Genomic DNA, 15386 nt, shown 5'->3' on the forward strand with positions numbered 1-15386 from the left:
TGTCAGCGTGAGCGACGGGCGCGTCGCGCTCGCCACGGAAAGCTGCCGCTCGGTCCAGCGGCAGCCATTGTGGATCGAATTTATACCAGTTTATGGACGCGCGGCAATCCGGAAATTCACGTGGATCGCCGGTTTTGGTTCTAATATCCGTCCAGATGGGGCGCGCACATACCGGTGCGGCGGCGGCTTCGGTATAGTGCGAACCCATTCCCGAACCACCGTCCCGACCGGGCAGGAGCTCCAGATGATGTCCGCGCGTCCCGAATCGCTCGAAGCCGGTTTCCGGCCACTGCAGATCTACGAACAGGTCGCCGAGAAGATCCGCGACGAGATCCGCGCGGGCCGCTATCCGGCCGACTCGCGATTGCCGTCGGAGCGCGAGCTCGCGGCGCTGTTCCAGGTCGGCCGCCCGGCCGTGCGCGAGGCGCTCGGCGCGCTGCAGAACGAAGGGCTCGTGTTCACCAAGCGCAATTCGGGCACCTACGTCGTGGCGGCGCCGCTCGACGTGCTCGCGCAGCGCGGAGACGCACGCAGCGCGCCGGATGCCGACTTCAGCCCGACGTCCACGCTCGACGTTCGGCTGATCCTCGAGCCGGCAATCGCGCGGCTCGCCGCGTCGCGCGGCTGCGCCGATCCCGTCGCCGAGCGCTACCTTGCGCAGATGGAGACGATCACCGACATCGACGATCCGCAGCAGCGCGCGCTGTGGAACGAAAGCGACCGGCTGTTCCACCGGCAGCTCGCGCTGATGACCGGCGACGCGCTGATCGTGAAGATCGCGGACGAAGTCGCGAAGACGATGGATCAGCCGCTGTGGAAGCGGCTGAAGGATGACGGTATCTATGACGCGGGCCGGATCCGGCTTTACGTGTCCGAACACAGGCTGATCTACGAGGCGATCGTTTCCGGCGACGCAGACGCGGCCGCGTTCTACGTCGAGCAGCACATTCGGCGCGTGCGGCGCGATATCGCGCCGAAGTGATGCTGCGCCGGCTTGGCGCCATCCTTCTGGTTTTAAAAAGACCAAAAACGCGGCGCGCATTTTGAAATTGCTTGCAACGAAACCACCTGTGTCCTACATTGGTTTTTCATAAAACCAATCAGGAGACAGCATGCGACACCTCGTAATCGCGCTTTCGGTGGCCGCCGCTGCCGGCGGGCTGACGTGCGCCCGAGCGCAGGAAGTTGTGACGATCGGCCATTCGGCGCCGCTCACGGGGCCGCAGGCCGCGAACGGCAAGGACAATGAAAACGGTGCGCGCCTCGCCGTCGACGAGTTGAACAAGGCGGGCGTAAAGGTGGCCGGCAAGACGGTCACGTTCAGGCTCGTCTCCGAGGACGATCAGGCCGACCCGAAGGCGGGTGTGCAGGTCGCGCAGAATCTGGTCGACAAGGGCGTCGTCGCGGTGCTCGGCCCATACAACTCGGGCGTCGCGATTCCCGCGTCGCGCGTGTACGCAAATGCCGGCGTGCCGATGCTGCCGGTCGCGTCGAATCCGGCGCTCACGCGCCAGGGCTTCAAGAACATCTTCCGGATCGGGGCGAGCGACGAACAGCTCGGCGGCACGATGGCGACGTTCGCCGCGAAGACGCTGAACGCGAAAACCGCGGCCGTGATCGACGATCGCACCGCATACGGGCAGGGCGTCGCCGAGCAGTTCATGAACGTCGCGAAGGCGAACGGGATCAGGATCGTCGACCAGGAATACACGAACTCGTCGGCCACCGACTTCCTCGGCATTCTCACCAAGATCAAGGCCAGCAACCCCGATGTGATCTTCCTCGGCGGTTATGCGGCGCAGGGCGCGCCGATGGCGAAGCAGATGAAGCAGCGAGGCTTGCGCGCGAAGCTGCTCGGCGGCGACGGCATCTGTTCGGCCGACATGGGGAAGGTCGCGGGCGACGCAGCGTCGATCGTCTATTGCGCGCAGGGCGGCGTCGCGCTCGAGAAGACGCCGGCCGGCCGCGAGTTCCTGAAGAAATACCACGACACCTATCACACCGATACGCAGGTCTACGGCGTCAACTACTACGACGGGATGAAGCTGCTCGCCGATGCGATGGTCAAGGCCGGCACGACTACCGACAAGGCGAAGCTGATCGCGCAGCTCGCGAAGTCGAACCATGCGGGTGTCGCGGGCACCTATTCGTTCGACGAACACGGCGACCTGAAGGGCGCGCCGACCACCGTCTACGTGATCCGCAACGGCTTGCCCGTGCCGTACGCGAAGTAATCGTCACCGGGACGGCGCAAACGCGCCGTCCTTCGTCTTCACGCTTTCGATTCTCGATGAAAATTTCCCGATCCCTTTCCACCGTCGAAGTCCACACCGGCGGTGAAGCGTTTCGCATCGTCACGAGCGGGCTGCCGCGCCTGCCGGGCGACACGATCGTCCAGCGCCGCGCGTGGCTCAAGGAGAACGCCGACGAGATCCGCCGCGCGCTGATGTTCGAGCCGCGCGGCCACGCCGACATGTATGGCGGCTACCTGACCGAGCCCGTGTCGCCGAACGCGGATTTCGGCGTGATCTTCGTGCACAACGAAGGCTACAGCGACCATTGCGGGCACGGCGTGATCGCGCTGTCGACCGCCGCGGTCGAGCTCGGCTGGGTGCAGCGCACGGCGCCGGAGACGCGCGTAGGCATCGACGCGCCGTGCGGCTTCATCGAGGCGTTCGTCAAATGGGACGGCGAACACGCCGGCTCCGTGCGTTTCGTGAACGTGCCGTCGTTCATCTGGCGGCGCGACGTGTCGGTCGACACGCCGTCGTTCGGCAGCGTGACCGGCGACATCGCGTATGGCGGTGCGTTCTATTTCTACGTCGACGGCGCGCCGTTCGACCTGCCGGTGCGCGAGGCAGCGGTGGAGCGGCTGATCCGCTTCGGCGCGGAAGTGAAGGCCGCGGCGAACGCGAAGTACCCGGTCGTCCATCCGGAGATTCCGGAAATCAACCATATCTACGGCACGATCATCGCGAACGCGCCGCGCCATCCCGGCTCGACGCAGGCGAACTGCTGCGTGTTCGCGGATCGCGAGGTCGACCGCTCGCCGACCGGGTCCGGCACCGGCGGGCGCGTCGCGCAGCTGTACCAGCGCGGCCTGCTCGCGGCCGGCGAGACGCTCGTCAACGAGTCGATCGTCGGTACGGTGTTCAACGCGCGCGTGCTGCGCGAAACGACCGTCGGCGACATCCCGGCCGTGATCCCGGAAGTGGAGGGCAGCGCATACATCTGCGGGTTCGCGAACTGGATCGTCGACGAGCGCGATCCGCTGACCTACGGTTTCCTCGTGCGCTGAGCGTTGGCGCACGATACGCGGTCGTACCAGGCCTGGCGCGTCGTCCCGTAGCGGGGCGCGCGCCTTTTTTCGGTGGAACGGCGCGCGATCGACGCGATTCGTATGAGCGGGGACGCCCGCCGGCCGGTCGGCCGCGCGACTTTTGGTACGATGCAGCCTTTCCAGCAGATCCCCCACCCGCGTGAATCGCCGAAACGTGTCGTCAGTGCGTGACCTTTGTACCAAATGGGTCGCGCGCGCCCAGCCGGTCGCGGCCGCTGCCGCCGTATCCATCAAGCGTGTGCTGGCCGTTGCCTCGCACCATGTCCGTCATCCGACGCGCCGCGGCGTGCTGCTTGCCGCCGCTGCGGTGCCGGCGCTGTTCCTTCTGTACGTGCTCGTGCTGATCCCGTTTACGCCGGGCATCGGCGACATCCGCAAGGCGCGCGTCGACCAGCCTGCGCAGGTGCTGTCCGCCGACGGCAAGCTGCTGGCGGAATTCAAGCCGTCGAATCGCGAATGGGTGTCGCTCACGCACATCTCGCCGCACATGGTCGACGCGCTGATCGCGACCGAGGACCATCGTTTTTACGAACATCACGGCCTTGACTGGAAGCGCACGGCGTCGGCCGCGCTTCATACGTTCTCGGGCGACCGCCAGGGCGGCTCGACGATCACGCAGCAGCTCGCGCGCAATCTGTATCCGGACGAGATCGGCCGCGCGCCCACGCTCACGCGCAAGCTGAAGGAAGCGATCACCGCATTGAAGATCGAGGCCGTGTACAGCAAGGACCAGATCCTCGAGACCTATCTGAACACGGTGCCGTTCCTGTACAACGCATACGGCGTCGAGATGGCCGCGCGCACCTATTTCGACAAGTCGGCCGACGAGCTCGACGTGCTCGACAGTGCGACGCTCGTCGGGATGCTGAAGGGCAACAGCTACTACAACCCGGTGCTGAACCCCGAGCGCGCGCTGCAGCGGCGCAACATCGTGCTCGGCCAGATGGTGAAGTACGGCAAGCTGTCGCCCGCACAGTTCGCGCAATTGCAGCGCCGGCCGCTGCGCATCGATTTCGAGCGCCAGAAAGAACCGCCGGGGCCCGCCCCGCATTTCGCGCAGCAACTGCGCAAATGGCTGATCGGCTGGGCCGACCGCAACGACTACAACATCTATTCGGACGGGCTGATCGTGCGCACCACGATCGACGCGCGGCTGCAGCAGATGGCGACCCAGGCGCTGACGCAGCACGCGAACCAGCTGCAGGGGATTGCGAACAACGCATGGAGCGGCCGCGACGGCTGCGGTACCGACAACGAGCTGTTCCGCACGTTCATGCGCGAGTCGCCGGAGTACAAGGCCGCGCAGCAGGCCGGCAAGGACGACGCTGCAGCGATGAAGCAGCTCGCCGCCGATCGCGGCTTCATGCGCGCACTGTGCAAGGCAAAGACCGACGTGCAGGCCGGCTTCGTCGCGATCGATCCGCGCGACGGGCAGATCCGCGCGTGGGTCGGCAGCCGCGACTTCACGACCGAGCCGTTCGATCATGTCGCGCAGGCGCGGCGCCAGCCGGGCTCGACGTTCAAGCCGTTCGTCTACGGCGCCGCGTTCGCGAGCGGGATGAAGCCCGACGACACGTTCATCGACCAGGCGGTCGAGATTCCGCTGAAGGGCGGCGAGATCTGGCGCCCGAACGACGACGTGCCGCCCACCGGCAAGCCGATGACGCTGCGCGACGCGGTCGCGCTGTCGCGCAACCGGATCACCGCGCAGGTGATGGAGAAGGTCGGTCCGTCGGCCGTCGCGCGGCTTGCCCGCGACATGGGCGTGCGCGAAAGCCCGCTCGAGCGCGTGCCGTCGCTCGCGCTCGGCACGAGCCCCGTCACGCTGAAGGAAATGGTCGCGTCGTATGCGACGATCGCGAACGGCGGGCTGTACATCGCGCCGCAAATGGTGACGCGGATCGAGAATCGTCATGGCGACGTGCTCGCCGAATACGCGCCGGCCCCGCCCGAGCGCGCGCTCGATGCCGAAACCGACAAGACACTGCTCGACGTGATGCGCGACGTCGTGACGCGCGGCACCGGCGGCAGTATCCGCACGCGCTTCGGCGTTCGCGGCGACGTGGCGGGCAAGACCGGCACCACACAGGACAACGCGGACGGCTGGTTCATCCTGATGCAGCCCGGGCTCGTCGCCGGCGCGTGGGTCGGCTTCGACGACGGCCGCGTGACGCTGCGTAGCGACTACTGGGGCCAGGGCGCGCACAGCGCGCTGCCGATCGTCGGCGACTTCTTCCAACGCGCGCAGCGTGCCCGGATCGTCGACACCAAGCTGAAATTCGATACCGAACCATCGCCCGGCTGGTTCGCGTCGGTGCGCGAACGCGTGACGGACCTGTTCGACGGATGGTTCGGACCCGACTCGAAGAAAGCGTCGGCGCCCGTCAGGACCCAACGGATCGAGCCGGAACCGGAGGCGGACGAAGGTGCGGCGTCGGCCGCTTCTGCTGCATCGGCGGCGGAAGCGGCGTCCGGCGGCGTCGTCGAGGAATGGGTGCCGGCGTCGGAAGTCGCGGCATCCGCGGCCGCGTTGTCGGCGGGCGCGTCGCAGCCACAGCCCGCTCAGCCGCCGGCGGCGACCGGCGGCTCGACAAGCCCGTCCAGCGCGAGCGCCGGTAGCGTCGTCTCCGCACCGGCCGCCGTGCCTTCGCCGGTGCCGGCGCCTTCGGATTCCTCCGCACCTGAACCGGCTTCGCCGGAGGCCGCTGGCACTTCGCGGTAGCGAACCGTTCAGCTTTCGCGCGATGCTGCCGTAATACCGTTGTCACGACAGCCCGCGCGGTCGCTCCGCGCCATTCCGATGCGGCTCATCCACGAACATGTCGCGCTTGCGCGCGATGACGTCTGTGCAGGCGTCCCGCTCCGCTTCGATCTCTACGACGCGGGCGGCGCCGCGCTGTTGCCTGCGGGCACGGTGCTGCGCGATCCGGCCCAGCATGCGCTCCTGTTCGACCACTTCAGGCCCGTTCGCAGACGCGACGACGCCGAACCCGGCCCAACCGCGCACGATCCGGTGCCGGCGGCCCGACACCTGGGGCTGTCGGCCGGTGCGGCGATCGGGATCCGCCGGCGCGTCGGCGCCACGCGCGCGCTGCAACGGTGCCGGTTGATCGGAGTGGGCGCATCCGGCGTCCTGTTCGTCGAGCCGCAGCCTGCGGTGGAGCTGGAATTTGCGTGCGGCGACGACGTCGAGGCGGTCGCAATCGGCCGCTCGGCGGTGTCGCGCTTCGGTGCGACGGTCGAAGCCGTGCACGCAGCCGGCGGGGCGCCTTTCCTGGTGCTGTCGCGGCCCGGTTTTGTCGACCGGTTGCGCACGCGCGCCGAGCCGCGCGTGCCGGTCCGGATCGCTGCCTGGTGCAGCGGCGCTCGAACGTCCGCCGACGGTATCGGAATCGTGCGCGACCTGAGCCTGAACGGTCTGTCGGTCGCGGTCGATAGCCCGCTCGCGGCGGCCGGCGAGCCGTTGAGCATACAGCTGCCGTATGCGGACGGCGATCGTGTCGCGTTGCTGACGCTCGACGCTACGGTCCGCGCGGCGCATGCCGACCCGGCTGCACCGGGCTGGACCCTCCATCACGTGGCCTTCGGCGACACCGCTGCGGCCGAACGGACTCGCCTCAAGGCCTTGCTGTTCGACCTGTCCACCGGGGCGGCGGATACCGAGCGGATCGGCTGAAGCCTCGTTCAAACACCGCGGAACCGGCGGCACGCGCCGGCTTTCTGCGGTCCGGTTTGCGGCTCAATTTTTTGCTCTGCGGACGCCGGCAGGCCCGCGCAGACGCGCCGCCGCCTATTGGATGCGGATGCCGAGATAATCTTCTGATGATTTAGCCGAATGCGCGGCAATTGTACGGATTCGGTCAACAGTGAATTTGCGATTTAAGTATTTACCCTGATAGCGGTGCCGCCTAGACTTTTACTCATGCGCAACGACGACCGAGTCGGAAGCGCCTGACAAAACAATCTGGAGGTAACGCATCATGAAATCGCTGATCAAGGCAGTTGCACTGGCCGCTCTGGTGGCCGCACCGGTCGTTTCGTTTGCCCAATCGAACCAGCAGCCGCTCACGCGCGCCCAAGTGCGCGCCGAACTGGTCCAGCTCGAAAAGGCCGGCTACAACCCGAACGACTGGATCAACTATCCGGAAAATATCCAGGCCGCCCAGGCGAAGATCGCCGCCGCACAGAACACCGGCGCGCAAGCCGATGCAACGGGTTACGGCTCGAACCCGGTCGCGGCGTCGCAGTCGGGGCAGCGCGTGGCGGTGCCCGCCGCCGCCGATCGCTCGTCGGTCTACTTCGGTAATTAAGTCGGCCGCCAAGCTGTTTGCCGCGCGGCCCGACGGCCGCCCGTGACGCCAAACCGGAAAGCCCGCATTCGCGTGTCGAGTGCGGGCTTTCTTGCATCTGCGGCCGGCGGCGCGCCGGCTGACAATTGCCCGCGCGTGCGCTAGCATCGCGGTCGGCATCGCCGAGCGACGGCGGCCGCGCCGGCTGGAATAGCGCCGGCACGCTCGCAACGCCGCGCGCCGAGGCGCGGCGCAAGCCCGGCACCACGTTCCACGACTTCAACGAAAACAAACAGGAGCATCCATGCGTGTCTCGACCGGCCTGCTGTGCGCGTTCGCGCTGACGGCCAACCTTGCCCATGCGCAGGCGAATTGCGCGAACGCGACAGACCAGACGACGCTGACGGCGTGTGCCGATCGTGCGTACAAGAAATCCGACGCGGAACTGAACCGCACCTACGAGGCCGTCATCGCGCGCCTGCGCGGCGCAAAGCCGCTCGCCGACAAGCTCGTGAATGCGCAGCGCGCATGGATCGCGTACCGCGATGCCGAATGCAGCTTCTCCAGCGCGAATGCCGAAGGCGGCACCGTGTATCCAATGGTCGTGTCGACCTGCCTCGACGATCTGACGAAGACGCGCAACGAAACGCTGAGGGGTTATTTGTCGTGCGAGGAAGGCGATCTCGCGTGCCCGGTTCCGGCGAAGTAAAGACCGGAGCGAATCCGGCCGATCGCATGTTGCGCGGCTGGCGCGATCGAAACGGTTTGCCGGCCCGACCGCTTATACGTCGTCCGTTTCGTCGAGCAGTTTGTGCCGCATCGCATAGCGAACCAGCGCCGCTTCGTGCGGCATCTGCATCTTTTCCAGGATGCGGGTCTTGTAGGTGCTGACCGTCTTCGCGCTCACGCATAATGCCTGCGCGATCTCGGTCAGCGTTTGTCCGGCGGCAATCCGGCGGAACACGTCGAATTCGCGATCGGACAGCCGCTGATGCGGCAGCGTCTCCGCCGGCTCGTTCAGGCTCTGCGCGAACTGCTCGGCCATCGCAAGGCTGACGTAGACGCCGCCCGTCGCAACCTTCGTCACCGCACCGACCAGTTCGGCACTCGCGCTTTCCTTCGTCAGATAGCCCGACGCACCGGCGCGGAACGCGCGCACCGCGTACTGCTGTTCCGCATGCATCGTCAGCACGAGCACGCGCAATGCCGGTTTCTCGTCCTTGATCTGCTTGATCAGTTCGACGCCGTTGCGGCCGGGCATCGACAGGTCGAGCACCAGCACCTGAGCGGGCACCGACCGAACCAGTGCGATCGTCGACGCGCCGTCGCATGCTTCGCCGGCGACCTCGAATCCGGTGGCGTTCTGGAGAATGTGGCGCAGACCGTCACGCACGAGCGTATGGTCATCGGCGATAAGCACCTTGATCATGTGAGGGTGGTTTCCTGTTGAACGGTGGCGAGCGGGAATGCGACGGTAATCGAGAAGCCGCGCGCGAGCGCCGTGTCGATCGTCACGCTGCCGCCCAGCATGTGCGCGCGTTCGCGAATGCCGATCAGGCCGAACGATTTGTCCTCGTGCGCAGCGCCGCCCGGCGCCGCGCCGCGGCCGTTGTCCGCGACGCGCAGCACGCAGACGCCGTCTTCGATGTCGAGCCGCAATGCAACGCGCGTGGCGTCCGCGTGGCGTGCGACGTTCGTCAGCGCCTCCTGGACGATCCGGAACAGCGTGGTCGCCCCCGCGCTGGTGAACGTGAGGCCGCCTGTTTCGATGTGCCGCTCGACGTCGATGCCGTAGCGGTTCGTGAAGTCGTTCGCGAGCCACTCGATTGCGGGCACGAGGCCGAGGTCGTCGAGCATCACCGGCCGCAGATCGGCGGCGATCCGGCGCACCGACGCGACCGTCGCGTCGATCAGCCGGCGCATGCCTTGCAGATGCGACAGCACGCCGTCGCCCGGCCGTGCGTCGGCCGGCGCGCGCAGTTGCTGCTCGACGACCGACAGGTCCATCTTCAGGGCGGTGAGCTGCTGGCCGAGGTCGTCGTGCAGTTCGCGCGCGATGCGCGTCTTTTCTTCCTCGCGCACGTTCTGCAGGTTCGCCGAGAGCTCGCGCAGTTCCTCGCGCGACTGCTTCAGCGCATTTTCCGCGCGCTGCCGCTCGGTGATGTCGCGCAGCATCACCGTATAGAGCTTGCCGGATGCGTCGCGGATCTGCGAGATCGACGCCTCGATCGGGAATTCTTCGCCGTTGCCGCGCAGCCCGAACAGCACACGCTGGCGGCCCATCTGCCGTTCGGACACGCCCGTCACGCCGAACTGGTCGACGTGCTTCGCATGCGCGGCGCGAAATCGTTCGGGGATGAAGCGCGACAGCGGCGCGCCGATCGCCTCCATCGCCGACACGCCGAACACCTGCTCGGCCATCGGATTGAAGATCACGATCGTCTGCTTCTCGTCGATCGTGATGATCGCTTCCATCGACGAACGGATGATGCCCATCATCCGCGCCTCGTTGAGGATGCCGCGGCTGCTCGCGCCCGTGTCGGCGCCGCCCGCGCGCCCGCGCAGCAGCGCATGGACGAGCGCCGCGAACGCGAACGAAGCGATCAGGCCCGCGGCGAGCACCGTGCCCGCCGCGCGTTGCGCGCCGGTCGCGCTCGGCCGGCCGTCCGCGGAATAGGCAAGCGTCAGTATCGTGCCGCCGAAATTCAGCTGGTCGGTGCGCCGCAGCAGGTCGGGCGACGCGGACGCCTCGTCGGTCGTCGCCTCTGCGCTCGCGATCGGGTGCGGATCGTCGCCCGCGCTCAGCCGCAGGTCGAGCCCGCGTTCCGCATCGAGTGCGCGCTCCACGATGCGACTCGGGCTGATTTCCGCGAACAGCACGCCGTCGGCAGCGGATTCAGCGGCGCGGACAGGCGTGACGGCGGTGCGAGAGGCCGCGGCCGCGGGCAGGAACAGCATGAGCGTGCGCGTGTCGCGCGACGTGTCGTTGTCCGTCGAATGAATGCCGAGCGCCACATCGCCGGTCCGCAGCACCTGCGCGAGCGCGGCCTGGTCCTGCGCGCCGAAGCGCACGCCGGGCGAGTTGGCCGCGGGCGCGGCGAGCGCCGCGACCGCGAGCGGGCCGGCTGGCAGCGGCCCATTGCCGCCGAGCGCGGCGCGGGCCGCCGGCGACAACGGCGCGTAGCCGATTTGCCGGACGGGCGAGCGTCCGCTGTCGAAATCCAATGTATCCGCGTAGCGGCGCCATTGATCCGGCGTCATCTGCGGCGCGAGCGCGAATGTGGCGCGCGCGCCCTTGAGGACAGCGACGCCCGCCTGCAGTTCGTGGCGCAACATCGCCGTCACGTGAGTCGTGCGGCGTTCGAAGCGCGTATGGACGGCGCCTTGCCACTGTTCGCGCACGAGCAGCGCGACGCAGAGCGACAGCGCCGCGCCGGCGAACAGCGTGACGACAGCGGCCGCGAGCGGCTGGCGTAAGATGGGCTGGAAGCGCGTGGGCCCTCGGGCGTCACGCGACGGGGTTCCACTAGCGTTCATTCGATGGCCATTCTGATGTCGGGACCGCCCGTGGCACTGGGGCAGCGCGGCAAAGCCGGGAAAACTCGCACAGGCCGCATGCGAAGTCTGTTTTGAAGACGAAATTGTGCGCGCTTTACACGTTTTTTGTAATAGGGTCAGCAAAAAATGCGCTTGCCGGGCGGAGCAGGGGGCGTTCCGGCAGCGATTGACGCGCGTCAACGCACGCGCCGGGGCGTGGGGCAGACTGTTCGGCAGGCGAGCCGGCATCGGGTTGGCTCGCGGTGGAGGTTCACCGTCGCGCCGGTGCGCGATCGGTGACCGGTCGGAGGGCGAACAATGTACAAGCGGATTTTCGTCGGGCTGGACGGCAGCCCGAGTGCGCGTCTCGCGCTGAACGAGGCGATTCGGATCGCGGTGGCGTCCGGCGGCGAAGTCACGTGTGCGTATGTCGTCGAACGCAGGCCGCAACTCGTCGATGTGGATGCGGGGTTTGCGGCCGAACACGACGGCGACGTGTCGGCCGTCGACGCGGCGACGCCCGTGCTCGATGACGCGAAAGCGGTGCTCGCGCAGCAACACGTGCCGGGCATCGTGCGCGCGCTCGACGCGTATGGCGAGGACGTCGCGGCGGTGTTGATGCGCACCGCGGCCGAGGCTGACGCCGACCTGATCGTGATGGGGACGAGCGGGCGGCACGGCTTGCGTCGGTTGCTGCTCGGCAGTGTGGCGGAATCGCTGCTGCGCGCGGCCGACCGGCCCGTGTTGCTGGTGCGGCACGATGAGCCGGTTGCGGCGGCACGGGCGCGCTGACGCGCGGTAGTCGGTGCCGCGGGCTGCGCTTGCGGTGCGCGGCCCGTCGGCTGCGCGCAGATGACGCGTGCGGTGGCGCGCAGCGCCTGCGAAAAGGATATGCACGCCGCACATGCGGCGCATGCGCAACGCACGATCGGGCGCGGCGGTTGCATCGCGGCCCACAGTTCTGGCAGCATCGGCCGGGTATCCGCATCATCGTCGCGCGCCGCGTTGCGTGCGATCCACGTCGCCGCGCGCATGGCCGCGGCGATCGATACAGCGGCAAGCGACGGCGGCCGATCGCTTTGTCGATCGGCCTGGCTATCCGCCGCGTGCCCGGGCTTTCCCTTTACCGATATCATCCGCCATGCCGATTTCCGCCGCCGACCTGATTCGCCAGTTCGACCTGCAGCCGCATCCCGAAGGCGGCTATTTCCGGGAAACCTATCGCGCGACCGATTCGGTCGTACGTCCTGCCGACGGTGCGCCGCGCGCGGCGTCGACCGCGATCTACTACCTGTTGTGCGACGGCGCGTATTCGTCGTGGCACCGGATCCGTTCCGACGAAGTCTGGCATTTCTACGCGGGCGATCCGCTCGAGGTGTGGGTGCTCGACGAACACGATGGTCTGACCATTCACCGGCTCGGCAACCCGCTCACGCATCCCGGCACCGTGTTCCAGGCGGTCGTGCCGGCCGGACGCTGGTTCGGCGCACGATGCGCGTCGCCGGAACATGTCGCGCTCGTCGGTTGCACCGTTGCGCCGGGATTCGAGTTTGCCGAATTCGAGCTGGCTGACGCGACGGCGCTGGCCGCCGCCTTCCCCGCGTACGCGGAATACGTCGCAGGCCTCGCGCAGCGCGGCGACGCGTAGGCGCAGCAAGCCGACCGTTCCGCGCGGTCCCTGCCAAACCCGTTTAGAATGCAGCATGGTGCAGGGTCGGCGCGGACGTGCCGCGGCGATCGCTGCCAGCCGTATCGGCGGCGCCCCCGTCGCACGGTCCGCATGTCTTCCAGGAGCGCCGCCGTGTGGCACTTTCCCATCGCGATTCCCTCGTCGCTCGGCCCGTGGGCCGTGTTCGCGAGCGTACTGATCACGCAGCTCGGCGTGCCGGTGCCGGCCGTGCCGATGCTCATTCTCGGCGGTACGATGGCGGCGATGGGGCAGGCATCCTGGGCGAGCATGTTTGCGGCGGCGATCGGCGCGACGATGCTCGCCGATTCGCTGTGGTTCTTCATGGGCCGCACCCGCGGCCGGCGTCTACTGAACGGGCTCGTACGTTTTTCGTTGTCGCTCGACACCACGCTGCGTTTCGCGCGTAATGTTTTCGAAAGATACGGCGCGCCGCTGCTCGTCCTCTCCAAGTTCCTTCCGGGCCTCGGGCTGGTGTCGGCACCGTTGCTCGGCACGACCGCGATCGGCGTCGGCGTGTTCCTGTTCTGGGATCTGGCCGGGGCTTCGTTGTGGGCCGCGTTCTGGCTCATCGGCGGCGCGGCCGTGCACGACCAGATCGTCCAGTTCGTGCTATGGGTGCGCGCGAGCGGCGGCACGATCCTCGACGCATTCCTCGCGATCTTCATTACGTTCCTGCTGTACCGCTGGGTGCGCCGCGTGCAGTTCCGCCGCTACCTCGCGCAGGTGCGCATTTCGCCGCCGCAGCTCGTCGAAATGATGACGTCGAACGAGCCGCCGCTGATCTTCGATGCGCGGCCGCGTGCGATCCGCGAACGCGAACCGTACCGGATCGCCGGCGCGGTGCCGGTCGATCTCGATTCGCCGGACCTGCTCGATCCCGAGCTGCTGAAGCGGCCGATCGTCGTGTATTGCGTGTGCCCGAACGAGGCTACCGCGAAGCGGCTCATCGCGAAGATGCAGCGCAAGAAAATGCTTCACAACATCAAGGCGCTGAAAGGCGGGCTCGATGCGTGGGAGAAACACGGTTATCCGGTCGAGCCCCTGCCGGCCGATCTGGATTCGTCGCGGTATTTCGTACGGCCCGAGCATGCGGCGCTCGGCGGCGAATATACGGTGAGGGCGACGTTGTCGAAGTGATGCCGCGGCGTAGTTACCGATTATCGGCACGCGTACGTTGCTATCGTGCATACGCGGCGGCGTCAAGCCGTCGCGCGGCTGCGGCCGCGGGCCGTTTCGACATGTTGCCGTGAAGTAACGTGTCGCAGATTTCTCGGCGATGTCGGCCTAATATCTCGCAATTCGACCTTGGCGGATAGGCAAAGAGCATCGCGTCTCAAGTTGGCACGTAATCGAGGCCGGCGCACCGGTTCTCGGCGTCTTCAATTTTTACTGCCACTGGAGAAGTGCATCCGCATCGAATGGCGGAGAAGTCGCGACCTCGATTTGAATTGATAAATACAATAAATCAAGTCGCCCCGGAAATAATCCATTTTATCCCGATAGCTCAGCCCCTCGAAGCTGTCCAGCCAGGAAGCGTGTGCTCGGCATGATGTGTGCCCGAAGCCAAGATCTCTTGCGGGCACGATCGTCCAGAGCAGATCAGTTTAAAAATCTTTTGTGAGAAAGTAAATCTCATAAAATCGGATGCTGCGCGTCTGATATGATCGCGAACGACGATCCCGGCGGCAGCCGGATAGCATAAAGGCAACGTCGAACTTGTCGGGTTCGTTCGATATTTTAATGAGCAATGTAAAAAAGTACTCAGATTCTTGCGTCGGATATCGCAACTTCGGACCGATTGTTTGAAAGATTCGTCTGAATGCGGGTTAAAAGAATGATCGATCAGTTCGGGTAAGTGAAATCACCGGTCCGGTCGGTTAAGGTTAAGTCATAAAAAATGCGAGAGACCAGGAAGCTTCCGCTCGTCGTCGATCTGGACGGCACGTTGACGGTATCGGATACCCTGACGGAATCAGTGATACGTGTCGTCAAGCACAAGCCTGCAAACCTGCTGCGCCTGCCTTTCTGGCTCGCGGGCGGCCCCGCGGCGTTTAAGGCCAAGGTCGCAGCGTGCGCCGATTTTCGACCGGAAACACTTCCATATCGGCAGCCGCTTGTCGACTACCACACCCGCGAACATGAGAGCGGCCGAAAAATCGTTCATCAATGGCTAAAGAATCTTTTGCTGTTCGTCCCACTGCTGACCGCCTTCGCATTCCTTGATGCGGACACGGTTGGCACACTCGCACTGGCGTTCTTGTCGATGTCGCTCGGCACGTCGGCGACCTACATCGGCAACGATCTGTGGGACCTGGACAGCGATCGCAGACATCCAGCAAAGCGCAATCGTCCTTTCGCGAGCGGGTGTTGTCGATCAATCAAGGGATCGCATGCGCAGCGCTCCTGCTGACATCGGCGTTTTCATTGGCGCTGGTGGTGTCCGCCGAATTTACCGGCACGCTTGCGCTCTATCTGTTCCTGACGATCGCCGCCCGAAGGCTAGCGCGTCGATGGGGTTTCAGCCGTCAGC

13 protein-coding genes are annotated in these 15386 nt (G+C 66.4%); 11 read left to right on the forward strand and 2 right to left on the reverse strand.

Going from position 1 to position 15386, the window contains the following annotated elements:
• Positions 1 to 244: 244 nt before the first annotated feature.
• From WK25_RS24140 to WK25_RS24170, 7 genes are all read left to right on the forward strand, one after another.
• Positions 245 to 982: a FadR/GntR family transcriptional regulator gene (locus tag WK25_RS24140; RefSeq protein WP_040139770.1), complete on the forward strand. Its 738-nt coding sequence runs from the start codon at positions 245 to 247 to the stop codon at positions 980 to 982.
• Positions 983 to 1112: 130 nt separating this feature from the next.
• Positions 1113 to 2234, forward strand: a complete 1122-nt coding sequence (locus WK25_RS24145) for a branched-chain amino acid ABC transporter substrate-binding protein (protein ID WP_069242943.1) — start codon at positions 1113 to 1115, stop codon at positions 2232 to 2234.
• 56 nt (positions 2235 to 2290) lie between these two features.
• Entirely contained in the window at positions 2291 to 3298 is a 1008-nt protein-coding gene (gene lhpH, locus WK25_RS24150; RefSeq protein WP_069242944.1) for a trans-3-hydroxy-L-proline dehydratase, read from the forward strand.
• Between the two features lie 196 nt (positions 3299 to 3494).
• Entirely contained in the window at positions 3495 to 6062 is a 2568-nt protein-coding gene (locus WK25_RS24155) for a penicillin-binding protein 1A (protein WP_069243526.1), read from the forward strand.
• Positions 6063 to 6140: 78 nt separating this feature from the next.
• Positions 6141 to 7016, forward strand: a complete 876-nt coding sequence (locus WK25_RS24160) for a PilZ domain-containing protein (RefSeq protein ID WP_069242945.1) — start codon at positions 6141 to 6143, stop codon at positions 7014 to 7016.
• A gap of 304 nt (positions 7017 to 7320) precedes the next feature.
• Positions 7321 to 7650 carry a DUF4148 domain-containing protein gene (locus WK25_RS24165; protein WP_069242946.1) on the forward strand — a complete coding sequence of 110 codons (330 nt, stop codon included), beginning with the start codon at positions 7321 to 7323 and terminating at the stop codon, positions 7648 to 7650.
• A 283-nt stretch (positions 7651 to 7933) separates the two neighbouring features.
• On the forward strand, positions 7934 to 8338 hold the full coding sequence (locus tag WK25_RS24170) for a lysozyme inhibitor LprI family protein (RefSeq protein WP_069242947.1): 405 nt from the start codon (positions 7934 to 7936) through the stop codon (positions 8336 to 8338).
• A gap of 72 nt (positions 8339 to 8410) precedes the next feature.
• On the opposite strand, the gene WK25_RS24175 is transcribed toward WK25_RS24170, so the two are convergent.
• Together WK25_RS24175 and WK25_RS24180 are read right to left on the reverse strand one after the other, a co-directional pair.
• Positions 8411 to 9058 carry a response regulator transcription factor gene (locus tag WK25_RS24175; RefSeq protein WP_040139776.1) on the reverse strand — a complete coding sequence of 216 codons (648 nt, stop codon included), beginning with the start codon at positions 9056 to 9058 and terminating at the stop codon, positions 8411 to 8413.
• Entirely contained in the window at positions 9055 to 11166 is a 2112-nt protein-coding gene (locus WK25_RS24180) for a PAS domain S-box protein (protein WP_040139777.1), read from the reverse strand. The genes WK25_RS24175 and WK25_RS24180 overlap by 4 nt, the downstream gene beginning before the upstream one ends.
• 318 nt (positions 11167 to 11484) lie before the next feature.
• Between WK25_RS24180 and WK25_RS24185 the strand changes: the two genes are divergently transcribed.
• The 4 genes from WK25_RS24185 (at position 11485) to WK25_RS24200 (ending at position 15266) form a co-directional block, all read left to right on the forward strand.
• Positions 11485 to 11958 (forward strand): universal stress protein, encoded by a 474-nt coding sequence (locus tag WK25_RS24185; protein WP_059546856.1) that lies wholly within the window; start codon positions 11485 to 11487, stop codon positions 11956 to 11958.
• Positions 11959 to 12307: 349 nt separating this feature from the next.
• On the forward strand, positions 12308 to 12814 hold the full coding sequence (locus WK25_RS24190; RefSeq protein WP_040139779.1) for a cupin domain-containing protein: 507 nt from the start codon (positions 12308 to 12310) through the stop codon (positions 12812 to 12814).
• Between the two features lie 153 nt (positions 12815 to 12967).
• Positions 12968 to 13993, forward strand: coding sequence for a DedA family protein/thiosulfate sulfurtransferase GlpE (locus WK25_RS24195; RefSeq protein WP_040139780.1), 1026 nt, complete (start codon positions 12968 to 12970; stop codon positions 13991 to 13993).
• A gap of 760 nt (positions 13994 to 14753) precedes the next feature.
• Positions 14754 to 15266: a hypothetical protein gene (locus tag WK25_RS24200; protein ID WP_069242948.1), complete on the forward strand. Its 513-nt coding sequence runs from the start codon at positions 14754 to 14756 to the stop codon at positions 15264 to 15266.
• Positions 15267 to 15386 lie beyond the last annotated feature (120 nt).

This window comes from Burkholderia latens (genome assembly GCF_001718795.1).
In the GTDB taxonomy this organism is placed as follows: Bacteria; Pseudomonadota; Gammaproteobacteria; order Burkholderiales; family Burkholderiaceae; genus Burkholderia; species Burkholderia latens_A.

What these genes read in the sequence shown, in the direction of transcription:
- WK25_RS24140 (WP_040139770.1), top strand. Translation starts at nt 245, where the DNA reads ATGATGTCCGCGCGTCCCGAATCGCTCGAAGCCGGTTTCCGGCCACTG.
- WK25_RS24185 (WP_059546856.1), top strand. Translation starts at nt 11,485, where the DNA reads ATGTACAAGCGGATTTTCGTCGGGCTGGACGGCAGCCCGAGTGCGCGT.
- WK25_RS24190 (WP_040139779.1), top strand. Translation starts at nt 12,308, where the DNA reads ATGCCGATTTCCGCCGCCGACCTGATTCGCCAGTTCGACCTGCAGCCG.
- WK25_RS24200 (WP_069242948.1), top strand. Translation starts at nt 14,754, where the DNA reads ATGCGAGAGACCAGGAAGCTTCCGCTCGTCGTCGATCTGGACGGCACG.
- WK25_RS24180 (WP_040139777.1), bottom strand. Translation starts at nt 11,166, where the DNA reads ATGAACGCTAGTGGAACCCCGTCGCGTGACGCCCGAGGGCCCACGCGC.
- WK25_RS24160 (WP_069242945.1), top strand. Translation starts at nt 6,141, where the DNA reads ATGCGGCTCATCCACGAACATGTCGCGCTTGCGCGCGATGACGTCTGT.
- WK25_RS24170 (WP_069242947.1), top strand. Translation starts at nt 7,934, where the DNA reads ATGCGTGTCTCGACCGGCCTGCTGTGCGCGTTCGCGCTGACGGCCAAC.
- WK25_RS24145 (WP_069242943.1), top strand. Translation starts at nt 1,113, where the DNA reads ATGCGACACCTCGTAATCGCGCTTTCGGTGGCCGCCGCTGCCGGCGGG.
- WK25_RS24175 (WP_040139776.1), bottom strand. Translation starts at nt 9,058, where the DNA reads ATGATCAAGGTGCTTATCGCCGATGACCATACGCTCGTGCGTGACGGT.
- lhpH (WP_069242944.1), top strand. Translation starts at nt 2,291, where the DNA reads ATGAAAATTTCCCGATCCCTTTCCACCGTCGAAGTCCACACCGGCGGT.
- WK25_RS24165 (WP_069242946.1), top strand. Translation starts at nt 7,321, where the DNA reads ATGAAATCGCTGATCAAGGCAGTTGCACTGGCCGCTCTGGTGGCCGCA.